We start from the raw sequence: 20,804 nt of genomic DNA, 5'->3' as shown, positions 1-20,804 counted from the left end.
AGTTACCCCCTATCCCGATAAGCGAATGGTCTTAATTTGACGTTTCTTTTGTTCTGGTGGATTAATGCTATTAGCACCTCATATTGATTTCGTTTTACTTCTTTCGCTATATCCTCTAGTTCCATGCCATCGTTATGTAGGTCTGTGATGGTTTGTAGTTGTTCCGTTGGCATTACGAACTCTAATTCTTCTAGCAGGATTACGTTGTCTCTTGCTCTTGTCTGCTTTAGCATCGCTACATTGCTTAATGTGTTCATAGTCCTAACCTTCTTTTCAGGTCCTCTATATCATCATCATTCCGTATGAAGTCACAATGGGAATCGGGGCAGGGGGCAAATTGTACGCCCCACGTATGTTCAATGGTTAGACCGCCTTTCCCTTTACATGTAGCACACATCTAATCAAAACCTTTCAGCCGTTGATCGTCACCATCAACCTTGATTACTTTTGCTTTGTTCATCATTCTGGAAATGATTCGCTTTGATAACATGCCGTATTTCTTATTAAGGTCCTTACTTGTGTAATTGGTTGTATAGATGTTTTGCTTACCTAGCCTTGAATTTACAATCTGAAAAATAATATCAGCAGCCCAACTTTCATAACCATTTGCATCAGGTTTAACGTATTCAGCGCCTATATCATCGAGTATTAGCAAGTCAGCGTTTGCTATGGTCCGTAATAGGTTTTCTTGTACTTTCCCTGAATCTTTATATCCGAATGAGTTTTTTATCCTATTCATTAGTTCAGGTGAATCAATGAATACCACCGACTTAATACGATTTCTGAAAGAATCTCTGATACACTTAGATAAATGGCTTTTACCTATCCCTGTATCTCCTTGAAAAACCAGTGAGGATTCTTCTATGTCATCGTTAGCAAACTTGATGGCAATATCTTTCGCTTTTCTCTGCAAGTCTGTTGTTGGCATATAATCATCAAATGTCTTATTCCTAATATCCATTGGAATATGGCTTATTCTGTCAGGGTCAATTAACTTCTGTTTCTCCATCATGACTGAAAAGGTTTCTCGTACTTTGTTATCCTCTGAATCTATTAAACAATATGGACATGTGTAAGATGGGTTTGTTTCTGTGTTCTTTCTCCTAGCAAGATCAAACTCTTTCCCGCAATCTTCGCATGTATGTTTTCCCACTATTTCTACACCGTGTTTTTCTCGTATCTTTTCCATAGCTTCTTTCATACTCATGAGCTACCTCCTAAAATAATTCGTCAAATGCTCCGCCGTCATTGGCTTGTCCTTCTTGATTGAGATAACCTTCAAACTTTGGACTGAATAGCGTTTCTGGTCTGATAAACTTATTCATTTTTTGATCGTCTTTCCATTCATCGTGCTTTATATCTATAACTCGCTTAAAGTCATCAACTCTAAATCCTTCATTCCACCTAGCCTTGATTAAGTCTTTTGTCTTATTGGTAGATGATTTATAATTCTTGGAAGCTATATCGTTGAGATAAGTAATTATCTCGACATAAGGTATTGTAGTAGTCTCTGTTGTGTTCTCTGTAGTAGTCTCTGTTATAGATTCTGACTTATTGTCATGTTGGATACTGACATATTGTAAGTTTGGAATCTGACATAATGTAAGAATGGAATCTACCAACTTGTCATAATGGAGTTTGTAGTGAACTGTTGGTGATCCGTTCGCTCTCATTAGCTTTGTTTCAACTACTTCTAACTTCTTCAATTTATTAACCGAGTTTCTAACTTGTCGTTCCGTTAAACAGATTTCTGTTTTCCATTCTTTATAGGTTTTATAAAAGTAACCATCTTTTCGCTTTGATTTATCTGACAAGAAAACAATTTGATTTAAAAGAATCGCTGTAGTTAAATCTCCAGTGTATTCAACGTATATCTTAGGTACGGTGAAAGTGTTATGCTGACCACTCATTTTGTTTATAAGGCCCCTGATGGCATCGTAGTTACTCATTTATTCACCTTCTTGCAATTTGTTGGTATATTCTTGTCCATTTCTGATATACTAATAGTAAGATTGTTTTTGTATTGGGCTTTATGGTGTTAGTAGCACCTAAAGCCCTCACTTCCTTACATATAAATCCTTTTTAAAATGTTCTGGATTGTTATTCATGAATTCTCGTATTTTGCTATAATTTATTTTTGTTTTTCCCATCATTCGTTTTGCTTTTTGTACTTTCAAAAAATCATTTAAATCAGTTACGTTTTTGTATCTTTCCCTTTGAATGTAATAGTTTGTTTTGTGCTTGTTGCACAATCCATATGCTGAAAAAGGTCTGTCGCACCCTTCGACTAAACAACCACCGTCATTCTCCATAAACTCTCTTTTAAATTTTGGTTTAGGTGTACCATAATTACGAACTCGTATATAATGATGCCTGCAATACCCATGAACGCCTGTTGCTAGCGTGTTGCAATCGTCAACACTACAAGGAATACTCTTTGCCATTTCTATTTTCTTGGCTATACCTCCATCGTTCCTATCGACCCCGAAACCACTTAATATTTGCCTAACTCTTTCTCTGGTAACCCCATAAATGTCGCCTATTTCTTGTAACGTAGATCCACTTACGTACATTTCTTTCATATCGCTGGCTCTTGGTTTGTTGAATTCCTTGAAAGCGTATGAATCAATTTTTAATTCGCTGACGTTGCCTAACTTGCTTTTGATTTCTCTTTTTCTTGCGTTGATTTCTTTCGACTTTTTCACCAGTTCTTTCCACTCGATGTATAGATCAAGCTTTTCCATTATGCTCCCCCCTTTCTCTTTACTTCCTTATGAAGAACCATTGATATAAAGCTGTTTTTGTTGATTCCCAATTCCTTTGCTTTTGTTTCGATCTCGTCATTGATCCGAGAATCTATACGCAATGTTAACCTTTTCCTATTGGTGTCGTTTTTATGCAATTTGGTGTCACCTCCTACTATTAATAATAACATGACCCCTATGCGACGTCAAGATAATTATTCCATTTAAATTAAATATTTCTAGTTATATTTTTTGGTGTCTTAGTGTATACTAGATAGTGTCAATAAGGTGCAGAAAGGAGTTGCCGTAATGTCTGATTTAAAGCGATTCACGTTGCGTATTGATGCTGATGTTCTGGACAAGGTAAAAGAACAGGCCGAGGACAACAAGCGATCAATGGCTAAAGAAATTGAATACATTTTAGAAAAATATCTTGATAAAAAAGAAGGGGAATAACCTCCCCTTATCCTATTAATCTACTAAAGCATGTCCAACATAGCTTGCTGCGTTTGTTCCAGGGTAGGAAGTTACATAACATGCATTTCATTGCTTCATTCCCTTTCCAAAACACTTTGTACATGTTGTTTTTATATTTCCGCTTGTAGTGATAGGTAATGAAAAACCCATGAAATTGCTTTCTTTACCCGTGAATATATCGTTGGATTTCATAAATACAATTCCAGTACCATTACAAAACTTGCATTTCCTCATTCCAACAACCCCTTATCTTCGTATATGTTGCCGATTACTTCTGCATATACACTCGGTGTCACATTATGAAAAAAACATTCGTAACCGTACTGGTAATAAACTTCATTCTCGTAATCTTCATGTAAATACAATTCAATTGGAACAAAGCAGTAAGCTCCATATTTTTTAATGTACTTAACTACTGTTAAATTTCTATTTTCATCGGTGTCAATATCCCCCTCATATATAGGAGTTCCGTTCTTGTCATGCAAGCCTGTGAATTGCATATAAATTAGATGTTCCATGCTATCTACCCCGTCACCACTAGGTGTGCCGTTCCGAATGTCTGTGCATTCAATCCCTGTATCGCTTAAAGAGAAAATAACGTCCATATCCTCTCCTACATACAACATTTCAAATGCTACGTTATCCCATGCTCTAAATTTAATCTCTCTCACTTAAATACCTCCCTCTTAATAGTCCGATAGATAAACCCCTCTGGCGTATTAGCAAAGTAACTGCCCCATTCCCACTTATGCATACATAGGTACATATCTTTAAATGCTTTGTCGTTATGTGCGATGATCTGTTTGAGTTCGTTGATCTCGGTGTCTTTCGTTGCGGTTATTTGTTCTATTGCTAATCGGATGCGTTCTGATTCGGCTAGTGAAAAATCTTCGTATGTTTGGATCATGATTGTTCCTCTAAGGCTTTCTCTCTCATTTTTCGTATTTCCATATAAATATCATAAAACTCTTCTCGTTCTTCATCTTCTAATGTAGGATTTTTATATTCTACTCTTAATGGATAATATACAGCTTCGCTTGATAGCATTTTTTCGTATCGTTCAACCTGTTTGATTAGAAACTCAAGCACTTCTCTTTCAACCAAAATATCTTTCCTTTTATTAAACATCACTGCGCTTTTAATTCCTTTTAACCGTTCATTCATTTTCAACACTCCTTCATATTTTAGGTAATGCAAGGGGCAAAACGCCCCTATGCACTCTTATTGGTACTCAATATCTTTATAGCTTCACTCGCTTGTTGTGCTGTCCAATTTTCCATATCTACATCGGTTTTCATTCTATTTTTTAATCCGTTATATAATCTGTCTTGCGGTATGTCGTTGGTTGCTTTTTCTTTTAGTAGTTTGGTGACAAAATTGAGTTGTTTATCGGATGCTCTAGCCCCGTTTGTCTTTGACTGACTCGCTTGGTTTCCAGATGAACTATTTGCATCATCGTCAGCATCGCTAGTTATTCCGTATATGGCAGATAGTGAATATCTCTTTAAGTATGTTATTAATGCTCCTGCCCCTTGTGGTGTCTCTTTATCCGCTTTCATGAATACTGCATCGAACTCGATAAACTCACCGCTAGTGTGCATTAAAAGAGTCGCTACACCTACTCGGCCTGTTTCGTCATTCTTAGGCCATTGAACAAAAGATAATCCGTTTTTTGGTCCACTTTCTGCAATGGCTTCTACTACATTTTCTAGCGGAACATATTTACTTTTAAAGAATGGGTTATCCGCATCTTTCAATGGTTGCTTAACTTCTTCTTGAAATTTTGCCAACGCCTTGCTGATCTCGACAATGCTTTCCGATTTATTCATCGTATATTTAAACCCCTTTCGGAAATCATAGAAACACCTTCAAATTCTCGGCCATCTTTTATGGCTTGTTTCAGTGCCTTTTTATCTACGCTGCTTTTTGTTATAATGAAATCAGATGGAATTAAACTTTCATCTTCTATCTGGACTTTAGGCGGATTATTGCGTATCGAGATTGTGAAGTGTGGAGACTGTACTTTCTCAATACCTAGTCCGTCTAATTCATTGAATAAATAAAACTTAAGATGATCCTGCTTGCTTTCTAATGCCCTTCTGCGCTCTGCTAGGCGTTTTTCTTCTGCTCGTAATACATCTGCATCCGATTTCATTTGTTGAAGCACATAGGCTATATTTTCAGCCTTAGAATTGATGCCCTCTGTTATACCCTCTAATGCATCTTGAAACGCTCCTGCATCTACTTCCTCTGCTAATTCGAGTAATCGTTTGTACTTGTGAGTTAAGTCATATAAAGTTGTCATTCTATCCCTCCTATATAAAATCCGATTGTTTGTGTCCTGCATCCCGCATGGCTACTTCTTCGCTTGTTACCCCTCTTGGTTGAGATACTAAAAATTCTTCATCTTCAACCTCGAACAGCGAAGCATATTTTTCTTCGTATATTTCATCAGTTGCTATGGAATAAAAAAGAACTTCTCCGCTTTCAAATGATAATTCGTGAGGGAATAAGCTTCTCCCTCTCTCTTCGTGTTTGATGGAATGACCATCTGCATAATCTAAGAAGTGACTTTGCGCCAAGTGAACCACAACCTTTTTGACATCTGCGCAATACTCAATCCTCAATATTCCAACGTCTGTGAAACTAGTGTTTTTTTGAGTTAATACATTCATACCGTTACCTCCTCGATTTGTTCAACCTCATATACCAGATGTTCGTCTGTCTCGATTAGCTTACCTACTAGAAATTCATCGTGATTAGCCATGCCATGTTCCTTAGCTTCCTGCTTTGTTGCGAATTCCTCGTTACACCAGTTTTCTAATTTGTCAGCATATGTCCATCCCATTAATAAAACCTCCTATTATTTGGTTGTTCTTTGTTCGGATTGCGAATTACTTATAAATAACCATAAGCATATATGAATGCCCGTTTTCAGCGCCTTCAGATGTAAACTTAATATCAATTACATCTTTGTCTTTGGTGAACTCGTTAACCTCGTCTTGTAAACCAGCTATAGATTCTTCGTTGTATCGAGAATCATAAAACAATTGAATTTTCATACTTTCACTCCTTCGCATTTTTTTGTCTTTGCCGACTAACTAACTTCCTTCTGCAACCATGAATCAATTGAATCTAAGTTGAATACTAAAACCCTGCTGCTGATCCTGATGTGTGGTATCTCTTTTTCTCTTACTAATTTGTACAGTGTCGTCTGTCCGATAGGTACTTCGTTTTCGATTAAGTATTGCTCTAGTTTTTCTACCCCTCGAATATTACGCATTGATTGTCTCCTTTCTGCCATATATAGATATTTACTCAATTTGCCAACTCCTACCGCATTCGTTTAATTACTCACCTCTTTTTCTTCATTTTGGGTGAAGTTTCTTGGTAAAAAAATTTGTTCCATTGGTAATCCGAAGTATTCTTTTAATGAAAACATTTCATCTGATGAAAATTGAATCTCACCTCTTTCCTTCTTGCCATAAGACACGACACTCATTCTGGCGATTTTAGACATCTTTTCTTGGCTCAAATTATGCTCTTTTCTTAATTTCAGTAACTGCCATTGCACTATTTTTCCCCTCCTTCCAATTTCTAACTATCCTAAGTATACTTCACCCACAGTGAAGTGTCAACAAGAAATCTTTACTTTTGTTAAATATTTAATGTTTATAGGTGGAATGCTATATGTTATAATTCACTATGACTGAAAGACGAGGTGAAATAAGATGACAAGAAAGAAGACGAAGTTATCGCAATATGTCGGTAATAAAATAAGGGAATATAGAAAAAAGCAGAAATTAACTCAAAAGGAATTGGGAGATAAAATAGGTGTAAAACACAATACAATTTCTTCATATGAATCGGGGACTGTATCACCAGAGCAGGATAGTCTGTTTGCTCTTAGTAGAGCCTTAGAAGTAAAGGTAGATGATTTTTTTCCTGCTCGCGATGATAGTCTTGGCAATTTGGATAGAGCAATTGAACTATCTAATGAAGATTTAAACTTGGACGAACTCGGTTTCCTTAATGATCTTTTATTACAGGTTAATACACTTGAAGGTGAAGAACGGAAGCGGTTCTGGGATAACATTAAATTTGCGGTTGAATTTTATAAGTCGCACAAATGACGGGTCTACACGTTTAATCTTGGCGAATTCAATCAGTAGTTTTATTTCGTTGTCGCTCATAATAAGCCCTCCTTTGCCAAATTGTAACAGATTTTTCAGATTTTTAATGCAGGTACAAATTACTATTTTTCTTGGAAAGGTTTGGGAATACCTCCCAACCTGTAAACATATAGTATCATATTTTTAGATAAAAAAGAACACTTGTTCGATTAATATTAAAAGGGGTGCAATAAAATGTCTAGCTTTAGCGATATAGGAAAAGGCAAGTATAAGCTATTTGTGGAGTTAGGATATGATAACAAAGGCAAGCGTATTAGAAAGACTAAAACGGTCAATGCGAGTGGTGTACGTGAAGCACAGAGGAAGTTATCTGAGTTTGAAACAGAGGTTTACTCGAAAACACACATTGATACGAAAGAAACGCCCTTTAGTGCTTTTGTGGAGTTATGGAAAACCAACTACGGTTACTCAAAAATAGAACGCCGCACACTTGAAAATTACGAGAACTCGTTAGCATCAAGTATAATTCCATATTTCGGCAGTATGAAAATGAACAAAATTAAAACGCTGCACATTGTAGAATTTTTCAGGAAAGAAGAAGAAGCCGGCAGGGCCACACTAGAAATGAAATACTTTATTTTATCTAATATATTTCGTCATGCTAAATTGTGGGGGATTATTGAAACTAATCCAATGGAAGGAATCGAAAAACCTAAATACAAAAAGAATGAGCGCGATCCATACAATGACAAGGAAATAGAGACACTCCTGGAGCGTATAAAGATGCAACCTACCCAACATCAACTAATCATCAAATTAGCTGTTTTGGGCGCTCTAAGGCGTGGTGAAGTGATCGGCTTAACAGATGATGTAATCGACTTTGAAAACAATCAGATCACCGTTAAACAAACGATACAGTATACAAAGCGTGACGGGTTGTATATGAAGGGAACGAAAAAAGAGGACACACGTACTATTACGATACCAGAATTTTTAATGAGGGAATTAGAGGACTATTATAAAGAAAGATTGGAATTTAAAGAGAAGATGGCTAACCTATGGGAAGGATTTAAAGATCAAGATGGCAATAAATTGTTTATGCTGTTTTCTAATGAATACGGGAAGCCATACACCCCTAATGCAGTAACGAGGTTCTGGCATCGGTTTTTGGATCGAACAGATTTAAGGCGTATTGCTTTTCATGATTTAAGACATAGCGCTGTGAGTTATGCGCTAAGACACGGCGTTAACATTAAAGTTATACAAAAACGACTAGGGCATAAAAATATCACAACGACACTTAATACGTATGCACATGTCACTGATGATGACGATAAAGAGGTAAGTGACATACTTAATAATATGTTTGGTCACCAAGACGACACTAAAACAAAATAAAAAGGCTCTCCATAGCCTGGGAGCCTTGATATAACAACGTTTATATTTTAGTGACTTACTTATTATACAAAAGACAGCCAAGGGTAGCAATTACAAATCACGTTATCATATATTACTGTTTTTTCAATTCCTGTTCCGCATTGTCTTCAACAGCACTATCTGCCAGTCCATTATCCTGCAATTTACTGCTCATTTTTTTATTTTCAGTCTGCAACCTTTTCACTTCCCGTTGCAATTGAAAAAATTTAACCGCACCGACTGATGCCGTAATGATACCTCCCATTAATACAGAGAATAATATTAGTAGAATTAACGGAGACTCTCCACTCCAAAATAAATAATTCACTTCAACAGGTTCCACATTTGTTACTGCAAAAACAGCTACTATAATTACAAAAATGATAGCTAAAATTACATACGTTTGCCCTTTCATCCAATTCCTCCTTCATTGTATATGATCATCCACTCTTAAGTTACCCGTTTTTCAATTCATTTAAGCATGACTCAGAAACCCCTGTCACCATGACAGGGGTTTCTATAACATAGCATGAAGGAAACTCTTTACTAAACTTGCGGACCTTCTACACGTTTTTTCTTAGAAAAATCAACAGGTTTTTTCTTGATCATCTTTCCACGCCACACTAGCCATATTTGGGAAGCCAGGAATAAGGATGAATAGGTTCCCACCAGCAGACCTACAGTTAATGCAATAGCAAACCCAGTAATCGATTCTGCGCCAAAGAATAGGAACGCCAGGACAGCAATTAATGTCGTCGTTGTGGTATTAATACTGCGTGTAAATGTTTGTATTAAACTTTTATTCACAACTCCTGCAAGCTGTTTAAACGATGTAATTCGTTTTTTCTTGCGAAGATTCTCCCGTATTCTATCAAAGGTTACAATCGTATCATTAATTGAATAACCTACAATTGTAAGTATAGCGGCAACTATAGTTACATTAAATTCAATCTGAAAAATACTGAATATAACAAGTACAAAAAATGCATCGTGAATTAAGGCGATTAATGCCGTTATTGCGAAAAAGAATTCGAACCTGAACGTAACATAAATAATCATAAAGATAGAGGCAATAGCTACAGCATATATTGCGTTTTTGACAAGTTCCTGGCCTACAATCGGCGATACAACACTCACGTTGGGATTATTCCCGTATTTATCTCCGAAATAGGTTGTTACTTCAGTAATTTTATCTTCTGAGATAACTGTATCAAATCTCGTTACTGCTAAATCATTATTGTCCCCTGATAAGACTATTGAGCTTGCTTCCAGGTCAAGTTCCTCAAGACTTGCTCTTACCTCTTCTGCAGTCATCTGAGTATCAGACAAAACTTCTATTCTGGAACCACTTGTGAAATCTATTCCGGGGTTAAGTTTAAAAATCGTTAAAGACGCTGCACCAAGAAGTACCATAAGTAAAGAGATCATAATAAACTTCTTACGATGCTGAATCACATTTACTTTCCTGTTAAAGAACTTTGCTTCTTCTTCCTCTTTAACAGCTATATCTTTAATATCTTTCTTTTTAACTCCAAACCATCCAGGCCGGTTTGTCAGCACTCTACTTTTCACCCATAATCCTAACAACAGTCTAGTGCCAAACACAGCAGTAAGGAAGCTCACTACTATACTTACAATGAGCATTGTAGCAAAGCCTTTTACTGAACTGGTACCAAAGACGAATAAGACTGAAGCAGCGATCAATGTTGTAATATTCGCATCGAATATTGTAGAAAGTGAATTCTTGGATCCCGCTTTAAAAGCCGCAATTACAGATTTACCATTTCTTAATTCTTCCTTGATTCGTTCAAATGTAATAACATTCGCATCAACTGCCATACCAACTCCTAAGATCAAAGCTGCTATACCGGGTAAAGTTAATACACCATTCATTAACTCAAATATCAATAACACTAAAAAGACGTAGATACTTAAATTGACAGCAGCAATTATACCTGGAAAACGATATACAGCAATCACAAATAAAAATACAAGTCCAATCCCAATAAATGCAGCAAAAACAGTTTTATTTAATGCCTGTTCACCAAATTGGGCACCTACTGATGTTGAGTATAGTTCATTCATATGTACAGGTAAGGAACCTGAATTAATTATATTAGCTAGTCTTTGTGCTGACTCTACTGAGAAATCTCCAGAAATCATTACATTTGTTGTATTCAATCGTTCGTTTATGCTGGGAGAGGAAATGAATTTAGGTTCTTCCTTCCCAAGCTCTTCCTCAAAGGAATCGCCCTCCTGATAGTCCATCCAAATAACTAATAAGTTGTTTGGTACACCCATTTCCATAACTTGTGTAGATACCTCACCGAACTTAGATGCATTCTTTAATTGCAGCGTTACAATTGGTGCATTTGTTTGCGGATCGAAATCCTGATTAGCACTACCTTCTTTTACATCGGAGCCATCCAGCAATTCGGTATCATTTACATCCCTAAATGAGAGTCTGGCTGACGTGGACAGCATCTCCCGGGCTTCTGTTTGGTTTTCTACGCCAGCAAGCTGGACACGGATTCTATCTTCTCCTTCGATATCAATGTTAGCCTCACTGATACCCAGCCTGTTAACACGGTCATTTAAGGTTTGCACTGTAGATTCCAATAACCTTCTATCCACATCCTGGTCATCAGCAACAGGCTCTACCTCATATAATATTTCAAACCCACCTTGTAAATCCAAGCCAAGATTTATGTCCTTTGTAATTCCAGTAATCGTTGTTCCAATCGTTCCTGCAAATAATAACACGATTAGAAAAAAAGCAACGATCTTTCCTCTATGTTTCATCTGTAGTATGCCTCCCTTTACTCTATCAGGTTGTTCTTTATGTAATTTAGTTACACTTCTTCCATATAATCAGTTGTTAATGCTGCAATAGAGGCCATCAAATCATCATCTTGATATGCTTTTAGAGTTAAATAACTCATATAGATACTGGAACCCAGATGTAATACATCTTGAACAACCTCATGTATCCGTTTTTCCGGATCACCCTTCCATACTTTTTGGTCAAGACATTTCCAAACATCTTCAACAGTGGCCTGCGAATAACCCATTAAGCGAAATTCACTTGCTTTACTTTCCAGTGCAGGGATGATCATTGCTTTCCATTCATTAACAGTTTGTACTATTTCCAAGTCATTTCCTCCTATCGTGGAGTACATAATTCTCCTTCTTGTCATGCTTGGCCTATTCCTTCGCATATATATCATTGTATATGAAATTTTATTTTTTGAGAAGGTAGGTCGGCAATAATGACCAAACAAACATTTTTACAAGGGACGTTAATATTAATACTAGCGGGTATGATAACTCGTTTTTTAGGATTTATTAATCGGCTTGTTGTAGCTCGTTTAATGGGCGAAGAAGGCGTAGGTCTTTATATGATGGCCCTTCCCACTTTATTTCTGGTTATTACATTAACACAACTTGGCCTGCCGGTCGCTATATCCAAACGAGTATCGGAGGCTGAGGCCAGAAACGATCAACGAAAGATTAAAAAGATTTTAATCGTATCTTTAATTGTCACCACGATCTCAAGTGTTGTTTTCACTACAGTAATGATGTTAGCTGCTCCATTTATTGCAACTACATTACTCACTGATGCCCGGACAGTTTATCCTTTACTTGCAATAAGCCCTATCGTACCTATTGTTGCAATCTCATCTGTATTAAGAGGGTACTTCCAGGGAAAACAAAACATGAAGCCACAGAGTTATGCACTGGTAATTGAGCAGATTGTTCGAATTACCTGTGTAGCACTGTTTGTAAAATTATTATTGCCCTATGGTGTTGAATTTGCTGCTGCTGGTGCGATGGCTAGTGTAGTTCTCGGTGAATTTATTGCATTAATGTACATGATATACATGTTCAAGCGCAAAAAAGTAATAAAAATAAGAACAGGATTTTTTACGTATTTAAAATCAAGTAAAGACACAATGAGAGAATTATTTTCTATCGCCCTGCCAAACACAGGTAGCCGGATGATTGGATCTTTCTCTTATTTCCTTGAACCGATTTTAGTTGCACAAAGTTTAGCAATTGCGGGTATCTCAAGTTCGCTTGCAACAAAGCAATATGGAGAACTCACTGGATTCGTACTTCCACTCTTATTTCTACCAACGTTTATTACACAGTCTTTATCTATAGCACTCGTTCCATCTATTTCAGAAGCCGGAGCAAACAGGAACAAAGAATTAATTCACTATCGAATTCATCAGTCAATTCGAATATCATTCGCCTCTGGTGCAATAGCAACTGTAGTACTTTCACTATTTGCTGTTCCCATATTAACATACATGTATGGAACAGCTAATGCCAGTAAATTTTTAGTCTTGATGGCACCCTTTTTCATTTTACTTTATATTCAGGCTCCATTACAAGCAGCATTACAAGCACTCGATCTTGCCAAACCTGCTATGTGGAATAGCCTCATTGGTGCTGCCATTAAATTTATTGTATTATTTCTATTGGCATCCAATGCTAATTTCGGAATCATGGGGGTTGCCATTGCCATGTCAGTAGGAGTCGTTTTAGTTACCTTATTACATTTAGCTTCCTTGCAAAAGGAGATTAATTTTCGAATACCAATAAAAGATATATGCAAGATGCTCCTTCTGATTTTGGTGACTTGGGGTGCCGGAAATGTACTTAAGGATCTATATAATTCCTTTGAACCAAATATAATTATACTCTTCTTCATTCTAATAGGATTGACTTGCATTTACATTGTTTTCTTATTTCTATTAAAGTTTATTACTAAAGAAGAACTAAAACAGATACCACTTATTCAAAGATGGCTATAATTTGCAAACTTATGAACAAAAGCGCAGGGCGCCCGGTTAGGGACGTACGGACAGCGCCCGCGCACCCGAGGTTAGGTCGACGTAGTCGCTCAGGAGTGGCGTAGTTAGTCGATCTTCCACTGCCGCAGAAGATTCACTCCAAAGTATAAGTTTCACTTAGACTTTCGCCATTCCTGGCGATAAGTCAAGTTCATCTAAAAGAAGACATGCCCCTACATAGGGGTATGCCGACGCCTGAGCACAAGCTCAGGAATAGTCGGCCTTCCTTATCCTTAGGAAGCCGATGTTGACTTAGATTACGGAGGTGAAGGAAGTCTCGCTAGTCCCTGGGCGCTGGAGCTGGACGTGGTTGTTTAAGTGTACGAATTAATTGCAGTCAAAAACTCATACTCCCTCTATATACTAACGTTTTCAAAAAGAAAAGACCATTTACGTATAAAATGATTGTAGATTCTAATTTTCATAGTTGATATAAAAGACGACGTAATGAAAATTCTCTTAGTGATACCTTTCACTTTTTAAAGATGGTTGAGTGCTTGGATTCGCTTCGGCAGAATAATTCGCCTTCCATGGGCACGGCCTCAGCCTCCTCAGAAGCAAAGAACGCTTACTAAGGGGGGCTTCGGACACGTGCTGTTTCGACGAACACGACGTTCTAGTGTCGGTGTTGGTCATAGGACGTGACCGTTTTTAGCCGACCCATACTGCGAAAATCCCTCGCACGAAGAAAATTGCTTTTTATTTTCGAGGAGTCTACGTATTCTGCCTACGCTGATAGAGATTCCTTGATTAACAATTAGTTACAGTCCATAAAATCAACGTTTCATGTGTATCTTTTCACCCTAAAAAGAAAGTTATACTAGCTACGGAAAAATGCGAAACTCCTCGAAAAATACATCCACTTTTTTCTTCGTGTGATGTAATACTGCTGAAGCTTTACTGTGGGGTCTTCAGTTGATGCTTTCCGCAGGAGTCGACTACTGTCCTACGTTCCAATCAACAATAACAAATAGCGCGTATTTGTTCACTAAAACAATAGATAAATATTATAACAAGCAAACACCAACGGAGGAAAAACACGAAGACTCCTGCGGGAAAAGCGATGCTAGCGAGACCCCACAGAACGAAACGACAGTGAAGTTCGAGGAGGATTTGCAGACCGCCCAGCGGCAAAGGAGACACTGCGAAAACGAACAGCGTGAGTCTGAGTAGATGTCGCACTTGTACCCGGAGTGGTGAAAGCGTAGTGTATTTTCCGCAGTGGCAGCTAACAATCTATTCGCTTTGTGATGACCGCTGCACCTGGCTTCATTCAGCGATTGCTTCGCTTAATCCCGCGTTTACCCCGGTTTATTCAGCGTTCGGACCAATTTATCCCGCGATTGTTCAGCATAATCCCGCGATCACCCCGGTTTATTCAGCGATTACCCCCTTTGAGCGAAGTATATTTCCGGAGCGATTATAGTAAACAGTAGTTACTTCGTCTTATATATATTTTGTGCAAAAACCTACAATTTTTAAAAAAAGAGCCAAAGAAAAACCCGACAAAGCGAATGTACGCTTCGTCGGTTTTTTTCCTTTCATGTATAGGGTAGTAAATATCGAAAGAAAATATAAACTGAAGATATAGTAAGGGATAGAATGACCAGGGGAACACCATAGATCATGAATCGGATGAAAGGTATCTTCTCACCCGCGCCCTCTGCTAAGCCCGCAACTACTACGTTAGCCGATGCTCCAACTAATGTCCCGTTCCCCCCCAGACACGCTCCTAAAGCCAATGACCACCAAATAGGATCTAAGTTATCCATCCCATAGCTTTTAAATTCCTGAACTACTGGAATCATTGCTGCCACGAAAGGAATATTGTCTACAATTCCAGAGAATATTCCTGAGATCCATAAAACCAGTAATGACGTCTTTGCATAATCACTATCTGTGGATAGCACAATTCCTCTCGCCAGCTGATCTATTATACCAACCTCCTGAAGCCCTCCTACGAGTGTAAATAAACCAATGAAGAAAAATAACGTGACCCATTCAACTTTTTCAAAAATCTGTTCCGTTGCCAGCTCCTTTTCAGTTAATAATAAAAGTAGTATTGCTCCTGATAATGCTATTACTGTCAGCTCCATATGTATAATTGTATGCAGTAGAAAACCAAGCATAGTCATTAATAAGACTGTTATAGATTTGTAAAGCATAGGAGATTTTATTAAATGCGAATGAGCATTAATTTCCATTAACTCCTTTATCTCCCGATGTTGGTTCCTTAAGACACGGTTAAAAATAAGGAAGATCATTGCCAGCATGATAAAAAACATAAGGATTGCTAAAGGAGCCAAATGTACAAGAAACGATAAAAACGTAAGTTGTTCAACTGCTTGTCCAATCATAATGTTAGGCGGGTCACCAATTAATGTAGCTGCCCCGCCAATATTAGAACTGAAAATGATGGCCAGCAAATAAGGAAAGGAAGGCAGTTTCAGCATCTTCGTTATTTTTAGGATGATTGGAACAAAGATTAGTACAGTTGTCACATTGTCCAATAAAGCAGACCCCACTGCAGTCAAAATACTACACCCTATCAATAGATGGATGGGATCTCCCTTAACTTTTTGTGAAAACCGGATTGCTATAAATGTAAAAAGTCCGGTCTTTTCAGTTATGGATATTAATAACATCATAGAAAACAATAATGCAATAGTATGCCAGTCTATATAATTCATAAACATATCACGGGTAGTATAAACCCCGGTCAGTAATAATAGAGTCCCGCCGCAAAGAGCTATGACAGCACGATTAATACGATCTGTCATAATAAAAAAATAGCTTACTATAAATATTACCGCCGCAAGAATTAAGTCCATTCATATCCACTCTCCAAACAATAGTACTTTTATAAAATATATGTTTGGAAAAACAAAATATTTTCGTCTATTTTATTTACAGATGAATAGTATTAGTATAAGTGGACAATCATGGAGGGGGATAACAGATGCGCAAACAACAATTTACCGCATTAATGTATGGTTGGATAATCGTTTTGGGGTTAATTCTATTAGCGAGTTTTATTCTGGCATTTTTATTACGTTTTACAACATTTAATGAACCAACTTTGTCTTGGGTGGCATTAGTAATAGGGTTAATATCCCTGTTTATCGGTGGAATGGTAGCGGGTGTAAAAGGGAAAGCAAAAGGGTGGATTATTGGTGCGATTACAGGCCTGGGGTTTACACTATTTACATTTTTAGTTCAATACCTCGGGTATCAGCAGGCGTTTTCGCTAGAACAATCTGTTCACCATATTGGTTATATACTCGCGGCTCTCTTCGGTGGGGTGGTAGGAGTAAATATTATTGGGTCAACAAGCAGCGACTGACTTTTCGTTAGCGTTAGTTAAAAGAAGTTAATACCACATGATATTAACTTCTTTTTTCTGCTATGTATTTATCATACATATTTATGGATTCAATTGTAAATTTACTAGCATAGTAATTGCTTACTGTTGTACCTCACGGATAGCTGAACGGTCATATGTAAGCTTTGTACCGTCTCCTCCTTGGATAATAACAGTATTTTCATCAATCGCATGAATGACACCGTGAAAACCACCGATTGTAATTACGGATTGTCCTTTTTGCAAGTCTGCTTGCATTTGTTTTACCTGCTTTTGACGTTTTTGTTGTGGACGTATTAGCAAGAAGTAAAAAATCACAAACATTAGAATGATTGGTGATAATGACAATAACATTTCCATTTCGTATTCCCCCCTTTCATCGATAGATCTCTAAAAGTTTTTTGCATTCGGTTGATTCAAACCATATTGTTCAAAGAATGCCTCTTTAAAGTCGCCAAGACGATCCTCGCTTATCGCAGTTCGTACTTGCTTCATTAATTTTAACAGAAAATCCAAGTTATGATAAGTAGTAAGTCTAAATCCAAAGGTTTCATTACATTTAATTAAATGTCGGATATAGGCACGGGAGTAATTTTTGCATACGTGACAGTCACAATTTTCATCTAGAGGACCAAAGTCGCGTGCATATTTTGCATTTCTTACAACAAGCCTTCCGTTTGATGTCATGCATGTCCCATTTCGAGCAATCCTTGTTGGCAATACACAATCAAACATATCTATCCCTCGAATAGCACCATCTATTAAAGAATCCGGTGAACCTACTCCCATTAAATATCTTGGCTTATTTGCTGGCATCATTGGTGTTGTAAAATCGAGAACGCGGTTCATCACATCTTTCGGTTCACCAACAGAAAGCCCCCCAATTGCATACCCAGGGAAATCTAAAGAAACCAAATCCTCTGCACTTTGTTTTCTCAGTTCTTCAAATTCGCCACCTTGAATTATTCCAAACAGTCCCTGCTCACCTTTTCGTTGATGTGCTTCCAGACATCTTTCAGCCCAACGGGATGTTCTTTCCACCGATGACTTCATATAATCGTAACTTGCAGGATAAGGAGGACATTCATCAAAAGCCATCATAATATCTGATCCAAGTGTATTTTGAATTTGCATAGCTTTCTCTGGCGACAGAAAGAGCTTCTCCCCACTCAAATGATTTCGGAAGTGTACACCTTCTTCTTTGATTTCACGCATATCACTCAAACTGAAGACCTGAAAGCCACCAGAATCAGTTAAAATCGCCCCATCCCAATTCATAAATTTATGGAGACCTCCTGCTTCGCGAATTATGTCTTCGCCAGGCCGTAGCCATAGGTGATACGTATTTGAAAGAATAATATTTGCGTTTATTTCTTTCAATTCTTCGGGACTCATTGTCTTTACAGTTGCTAAAGTACCAACAGGCATAAACGTTGGTGTGTCAAACGAGCCGTGTGGTGTGTGCACCCTGCCCAGTCTAGCACCTGTTTGTTTACATGTTTTTATTAGTTCATATGTTATAGGTGTCATATAATACCCTTTTCTTTTTTATTATAGTATTAACATTGCATCTCCAAAGCTAAAGAAACGATAGTTTTCATCAACAGCTGTATTATAAGCACTGAGGATAGTGTTTTTATCAGTTAGAGCACTTACAAGCATAATCAGTGTTGATTTTGGCAGATGAAAATTAGTTATTAATCCATCGATTGCTTTAAATTCATACGGAGGATAGATAAATATGTCTGTCCATCCGCTCGATGCTGCAAAGGTTCCCTTATGATCTCTTGCAATTGTTTCAAGTGTACGTGTGGAGGTTGTACCAACAGAGATAATTCTTCCTTTATCCTTTTTAACCTTATTTAGTATGTCTGCAGTTTCACTAGTCATTTGATAAAACTCGGCGTGCATTTTATGGTCGTCAATATTGTCAACACTTACAGGACGGAATGTACCAAGTCCAACATGTAACGTAATAAAGACTACCTTTACACCCATTTCCTTTATTTCAGTTAGCAATTCATTGGTAAAATGCAAGCCGGCTGTAGGAGCGGCGGCTGAGCCCTGTTCCTTGGCAAAGACGGTCTGGTACCTATCTTTTTCTCCCTCAGGAAGCTGTTCTTTTATATAGGGAGGTAACGGCATCTCTCCAAGATCATCAAGTACTTCGTAAAAAATACCATCATATGAAAATTCCAGAATTCTCCCACCATGTTCTTTGAATCCGGTGCATGTAGCTTTTAATTTACCTCCTCCAAAGACCAGTTCTGTACCTAACTTTACTTTCTTAGCTGGTTTAGCTAGTACCTCCCACGTATCCTTTTTCTGTTGGTGGAGTAGCAGGACTTCGACATTTGCCCCTGTGTCTTCTTTCACACCATACAGTCTTGCAGGAAGAACACGCGTATCATTTAAAACAAGACAGTCCCCTTTTTTAAAATACGTCTTAATTTCTTTAAAATGATGATGTTCAACTTGTTTCGTATTTCTACTGAGCACCAGTAAACGAGAAGCTGCGCGATCCTTCAACGGTGTTTGAGCAATTAATTCTTCCGGTAAATCAAAATCAAAATCTTCTATGTCCATGTTTCATCTCTCCTATTACTTAACGAAATCTTCCCATTATGAAAAAAACCAGTGTCAATATAATACTTACAACAATTGATGTCATTATAGGGAAATGAAAAGAAACATTCCCTTTTCTGAAGCTGAAATCACCTGGTAACCTGCCGATAAATGTCCATAGTAATCCAATTATAAGTAAGACAATTCCTGCTATTATAAAAAGTTTACCTGGATTCATTATCATCATTCGCTTTCAACCCAAAATGTTGATATGCCTTAGGGGTAATGACTCTCCCTCTTGGAGTTCGTTGAATAAAGCCTATTTGTAATAAATAAGGTTCGTATACATCTTCAATCGTTTGGGGTTCCTCACCGATCGTTGCTGCTATAGTATCTAAACCTACAGGACCTCCCTGGAAGCTATCAATAATTGCTTTTAACAGTTTATGGTCAACATGGTCAAGTCCTGCATCATCAACCTGAAGCATTTCTAAAGCTAAGTCTGTTGTCTCCAGACTGATTTCGGTTTCTCCTCTAACTTGCGAGATGTCACGGATTCGCTTTAACAAACGGTTGGCAATACGTGGAGTACCTCTTGATCTTCGGGAAACTTCAGCTGCTGCTTCCTTTGTTATGGAAGTATGAAAAATATCTGCTGTTCGTTCAACAATTGAGCACAAATCCTTGGCTTCATAGAATTCGAGCCTGCTTAATACACCAAACCGATCACGAAGTGGGGCTGAAAGCAAACCTGCCCTTGTTGTAGCACCAACCAGAGTAAATGGTGGCAAATCAATACGAACGGACCTGGCACTCGGCCCGGTTCCGATAACGATATCAAGGAAATAATCTTCCATCGCAGGGTACAATACTTCTTCCACTGCCCGTGGCAAGCGATGTATTTCGTCAATAAATAGAACATCTCCTGGCTCGAGTGAAGATAATATCGCAGCAAGGTCGCCTGCTCGCTCAACAGCAGGACCAGATGTAGATCGGAATTGAACACCCATTTCATTTGCAATGATTGCAGCCAGGGTTGTCTTTCCAAGGCCGGGGGGACCGTATAAGAGAACATGGTCGAGCGGTTCTTCGCGCATTCTAGCAGCTTGAATAAATATACTTAAATTTTCCTTTACTTTCTGCTGACCAATATACTGAGCTAATGCTGTCGGCCGAAGACTGAGCTCAACCGTTGAGTCTTCCATCTGTACTTCCCCAGTTACCATTCGCTCTTCCATCATTTTACCCC

29 protein-coding genes are annotated in these 20,804 nt (G+C 37.9%); 5 read left to right on the top strand and 24 right to left on the bottom strand.

The window, feature by feature from the left end:
- Nucleotides 1-2: 2 nt before the first annotated feature.
- The 5 genes from QGM71_RS01090 to QGM71_RS01070 all read right to left on the bottom strand — a co-directional run bounded on the left by QGM71_RS01090 (nucleotide 3) and on the right by QGM71_RS01070 (nucleotide 2,902).
- Nucleotides 3-257, bottom strand: coding sequence for a hypothetical protein (locus QGM71_RS01090; RefSeq protein WP_327605661.1), 255 nt, complete (start codon nucleotides 255-257; stop codon nucleotides 3-5).
- Between the two features lie 140 nt (nucleotides 258-397).
- Entirely contained in the window at nucleotides 398-1,207 is an 810-nt protein-coding gene (locus tag QGM71_RS01085) for an ATP-binding protein (protein WP_327605660.1), read from the bottom strand.
- 10 nt (nucleotides 1,208-1,217) lie between these two features.
- The gene (locus QGM71_RS01080; RefSeq protein ID WP_327605659.1) at nucleotides 1,218-1,949 is read right to left on the bottom strand and encodes a conserved phage C-terminal domain-containing protein; all 732 of its coding nucleotides are present in this window, start codon (nucleotides 1,947-1,949) and stop codon (nucleotides 1,218-1,220) included.
- A gap of 108 nt (nucleotides 1,950-2,057) precedes the next feature.
- On the bottom strand, nucleotides 2,058-2,744 hold the full coding sequence (locus tag QGM71_RS01075) for a sigma factor-like helix-turn-helix DNA-binding protein (RefSeq protein ID WP_327605658.1): 687 nt from the start codon (nucleotides 2,742-2,744) through the stop codon (nucleotides 2,058-2,060).
- A complete protein-coding gene (locus QGM71_RS01070; protein ID WP_327605657.1) occupies nucleotides 2,744-2,902 on the bottom strand; it encodes a hypothetical protein in 159 nt (52 codons plus the stop codon). Before QGM71_RS01070 ends, QGM71_RS01075 begins: the two co-directional genes overlap by 1 nt.
- Nucleotides 2,903-3,053: 151 nt before the next feature.
- Here QGM71_RS01070 and QGM71_RS01065 point away from each other — a divergent pair, with 151 nt between their 5' ends.
- Nucleotides 3,054-3,200 carry a DUF6364 family protein gene (locus QGM71_RS01065; protein ID WP_327605656.1) on the top strand — a complete coding sequence of 49 codons (147 nt, stop codon included), beginning with the start codon at nucleotides 3,054-3,056 and terminating at the stop codon, nucleotides 3,198-3,200.
- 251 nt (nucleotides 3,201-3,451) lie between these two features.
- On the opposite strand, the gene QGM71_RS01060 is transcribed toward QGM71_RS01065, so the two are convergent.
- Genes QGM71_RS01060 through QGM71_RS01015 form a run of 10 tightly spaced genes read right to left on the bottom strand, consistent with a single transcriptional unit; the run spans nucleotide 3,452 to nucleotide 6,795 of the window.
- On the bottom strand, nucleotides 3,452-3,892 hold the full coding sequence (locus QGM71_RS01060) for a YopX family protein (protein ID WP_327605655.1): 441 nt from the start codon (nucleotides 3,890-3,892) through the stop codon (nucleotides 3,452-3,454).
- A complete protein-coding gene (locus tag QGM71_RS01055; RefSeq protein ID WP_327605654.1) occupies nucleotides 3,889-4,128 on the bottom strand; it encodes a hypothetical protein in 240 nt (79 codons plus the stop codon). The genes QGM71_RS01060 and QGM71_RS01055 overlap by 4 nt, the downstream gene beginning before the upstream one ends.
- Entirely contained in the window at nucleotides 4,125-4,385 is a 261-nt protein-coding gene (locus QGM71_RS01050) for a hypothetical protein (protein ID WP_327605653.1), read from the bottom strand. Before QGM71_RS01050 ends, QGM71_RS01055 begins: the two co-directional genes overlap by 4 nt.
- A gap of 47 nt (nucleotides 4,386-4,432) precedes the next feature.
- Nucleotides 4,433-5,050 carry an ERF family protein gene (locus QGM71_RS01045; protein WP_327605652.1) on the bottom strand — a complete coding sequence of 206 codons (618 nt, stop codon included), beginning with the start codon at nucleotides 5,048-5,050 and terminating at the stop codon, nucleotides 4,433-4,435.
- On the bottom strand, nucleotides 5,047-5,526 hold the full coding sequence (locus QGM71_RS01040; RefSeq protein ID WP_327605651.1) for a siphovirus Gp157 family protein: 480 nt from the start codon (nucleotides 5,524-5,526) through the stop codon (nucleotides 5,047-5,049). The genes QGM71_RS01045 and QGM71_RS01040 overlap by 4 nt, the downstream gene beginning before the upstream one ends.
- A 10-nt stretch (nucleotides 5,527-5,536) precedes the next feature.
- Nucleotides 5,537-5,896 (bottom strand): hypothetical protein, encoded by a 360-nt coding sequence (locus tag QGM71_RS01035; RefSeq protein WP_327605650.1) that lies wholly within the window; start codon nucleotides 5,894-5,896, stop codon nucleotides 5,537-5,539.
- A complete protein-coding gene (locus QGM71_RS01030) occupies nucleotides 5,893-6,069 on the bottom strand; it encodes a hypothetical protein (protein WP_327605649.1) in 177 nt (58 codons plus the stop codon). The genes QGM71_RS01035 and QGM71_RS01030 overlap by 4 nt, the downstream gene beginning before the upstream one ends.
- A 46-nt stretch (nucleotides 6,070-6,115) precedes the next feature.
- Nucleotides 6,116-6,283 (bottom strand): hypothetical protein, encoded by a 168-nt coding sequence (locus QGM71_RS01025; RefSeq protein WP_327605648.1) that lies wholly within the window; start codon nucleotides 6,281-6,283, stop codon nucleotides 6,116-6,118.
- Nucleotides 6,284-6,318: 35 nt separating this feature from the next.
- Complete coding sequence (locus tag QGM71_RS01020) at nucleotides 6,319-6,543, bottom strand: helix-turn-helix transcriptional regulator (RefSeq protein WP_327605647.1); 225 nt, start codon at nucleotides 6,541-6,543, stop codon at nucleotides 6,319-6,321.
- Nucleotides 6,544-6,567: 24 nt separating this feature from the next.
- Entirely contained in the window at nucleotides 6,568-6,795 is a 228-nt protein-coding gene (locus tag QGM71_RS01015; RefSeq protein ID WP_327605646.1) for a helix-turn-helix transcriptional regulator, read from the bottom strand.
- Nucleotides 6,796-6,952: 157 nt separating this feature from the next.
- Between QGM71_RS01015 and QGM71_RS01010 the strand changes: the two genes are divergently transcribed.
- A complete protein-coding gene (locus tag QGM71_RS01010; RefSeq protein ID WP_327605645.1) occupies nucleotides 6,953-7,354 on the top strand; it encodes a helix-turn-helix domain-containing protein in 402 nt (133 codons plus the stop codon).
- Between the two features lie 234 nt (nucleotides 7,355-7,588).
- The gene (locus QGM71_RS01005) at nucleotides 7,589-8,752 is read left to right on the top strand and encodes a tyrosine-type recombinase/integrase (protein ID WP_327605644.1); all 1,164 of its coding nucleotides are present in this window, start codon (nucleotides 7,589-7,591) and stop codon (nucleotides 8,750-8,752) included.
- 112 nt (nucleotides 8,753-8,864) lie between these two features.
- Here the strand turns inward: QGM71_RS01005 and QGM71_RS01000 are convergent, their stop codons facing one another.
- The 3 genes from QGM71_RS01000 to QGM71_RS00990 form a co-directional block, all read right to left on the bottom strand.
- The gene (locus tag QGM71_RS01000) at nucleotides 8,865-9,185 is read right to left on the bottom strand and encodes a LapA family protein (RefSeq protein ID WP_327605643.1); all 321 of its coding nucleotides are present in this window, start codon (nucleotides 9,183-9,185) and stop codon (nucleotides 8,865-8,867) included.
- A 131-nt stretch (nucleotides 9,186-9,316) separates the two neighbouring features.
- Nucleotides 9,317-11,572 carry a protein translocase subunit SecDF gene (gene secDF / locus QGM71_RS00995; protein ID WP_327605642.1) on the bottom strand — a complete coding sequence of 752 codons (2,256 nt, stop codon included), beginning with the start codon at nucleotides 11,570-11,572 and terminating at the stop codon, nucleotides 9,317-9,319.
- A 50-nt stretch (nucleotides 11,573-11,622) separates the two neighbouring features.
- On the bottom strand, nucleotides 11,623-11,922 hold the full coding sequence (locus QGM71_RS00990; RefSeq protein WP_327605641.1) for a post-transcriptional regulator: 300 nt from the start codon (nucleotides 11,920-11,922) through the stop codon (nucleotides 11,623-11,625).
- 117 nt (nucleotides 11,923-12,039) lie between these two features.
- Between QGM71_RS00990 and spoVB the strand changes: the two genes are divergently transcribed.
- Nucleotides 12,040-13,590, top strand: a complete 1,551-nt coding sequence (gene spoVB, locus QGM71_RS00985; RefSeq protein WP_327605640.1) for a stage V sporulation protein B — start codon at nucleotides 12,040-12,042, stop codon at nucleotides 13,588-13,590.
- Nucleotides 13,591-15,170: 1,580 nt separating this feature from the next.
- On the opposite strand, the gene QGM71_RS00980 is transcribed toward spoVB, so the two are convergent.
- Nucleotides 15,171-16,460 (bottom strand): ArsB/NhaD family transporter, encoded by a 1,290-nt coding sequence (locus QGM71_RS00980; RefSeq protein ID WP_327605639.1) that lies wholly within the window; start codon nucleotides 16,458-16,460, stop codon nucleotides 15,171-15,173.
- A 128-nt stretch (nucleotides 16,461-16,588) separates the two neighbouring features.
- Here QGM71_RS00980 and QGM71_RS00975 point away from each other — a divergent pair, with 128 nt between their 5' ends.
- On the top strand, nucleotides 16,589-16,972 hold the full coding sequence (locus QGM71_RS00975) for a TIGR04086 family membrane protein (RefSeq protein WP_327605638.1): 384 nt from the start codon (nucleotides 16,589-16,591) through the stop codon (nucleotides 16,970-16,972).
- Between the two features lie 120 nt (nucleotides 16,973-17,092).
- Here the strand turns inward: QGM71_RS00975 and yajC are convergent, their stop codons facing one another.
- Genes yajC through ruvB form a run of 5 tightly spaced genes read right to left on the bottom strand, consistent with a single transcriptional unit; the run spans nucleotide 17,093 to nucleotide 20,793 of the window.
- Complete coding sequence (gene yajC, locus QGM71_RS00970; RefSeq protein WP_327605637.1) at nucleotides 17,093-17,350, bottom strand: preprotein translocase subunit YajC; 258 nt, start codon at nucleotides 17,348-17,350, stop codon at nucleotides 17,093-17,095.
- A gap of 30 nt (nucleotides 17,351-17,380) precedes the next feature.
- Nucleotides 17,381-18,520, bottom strand: coding sequence for a tRNA guanosine(34) transglycosylase Tgt (gene tgt, locus QGM71_RS00965; protein WP_327605636.1), 1,140 nt, complete (start codon nucleotides 18,518-18,520; stop codon nucleotides 17,381-17,383).
- 21 nt (nucleotides 18,521-18,541) lie between these two features.
- On the bottom strand, nucleotides 18,542-19,576 hold the full coding sequence (gene queA / locus QGM71_RS00960; RefSeq protein ID WP_327605635.1) for a tRNA preQ1(34) S-adenosylmethionine ribosyltransferase-isomerase QueA: 1,035 nt from the start codon (nucleotides 19,574-19,576) through the stop codon (nucleotides 18,542-18,544).
- 19 nt (nucleotides 19,577-19,595) lie between these two features.
- Complete coding sequence (locus QGM71_RS00955; protein WP_327606391.1) at nucleotides 19,596-19,793, bottom strand: DUF2905 domain-containing protein; 198 nt, start codon at nucleotides 19,791-19,793, stop codon at nucleotides 19,596-19,598.
- Entirely contained in the window at nucleotides 19,780-20,793 is a 1,014-nt protein-coding gene (ruvB, locus tag QGM71_RS00950) for a Holliday junction branch migration DNA helicase RuvB (protein ID WP_327605634.1), read from the bottom strand. Before ruvB ends, QGM71_RS00955 begins: the two co-directional genes overlap by 14 nt.
- Nucleotides 20,794-20,804: the final 11 nt, after the last annotated feature.

This window comes from Virgibacillus tibetensis (genome assembly GCF_036026595.1).
GTDB lineage: Bacteria > Bacillota > Bacilli > Bacillales > Amphibacillaceae > Virgibacillus_P > Virgibacillus_P tibetensis.
The sequence above is the reverse complement of the archived record's forward strand: the minus strand, read 5'-3'. Positions and strand labels throughout refer to the sequence as shown.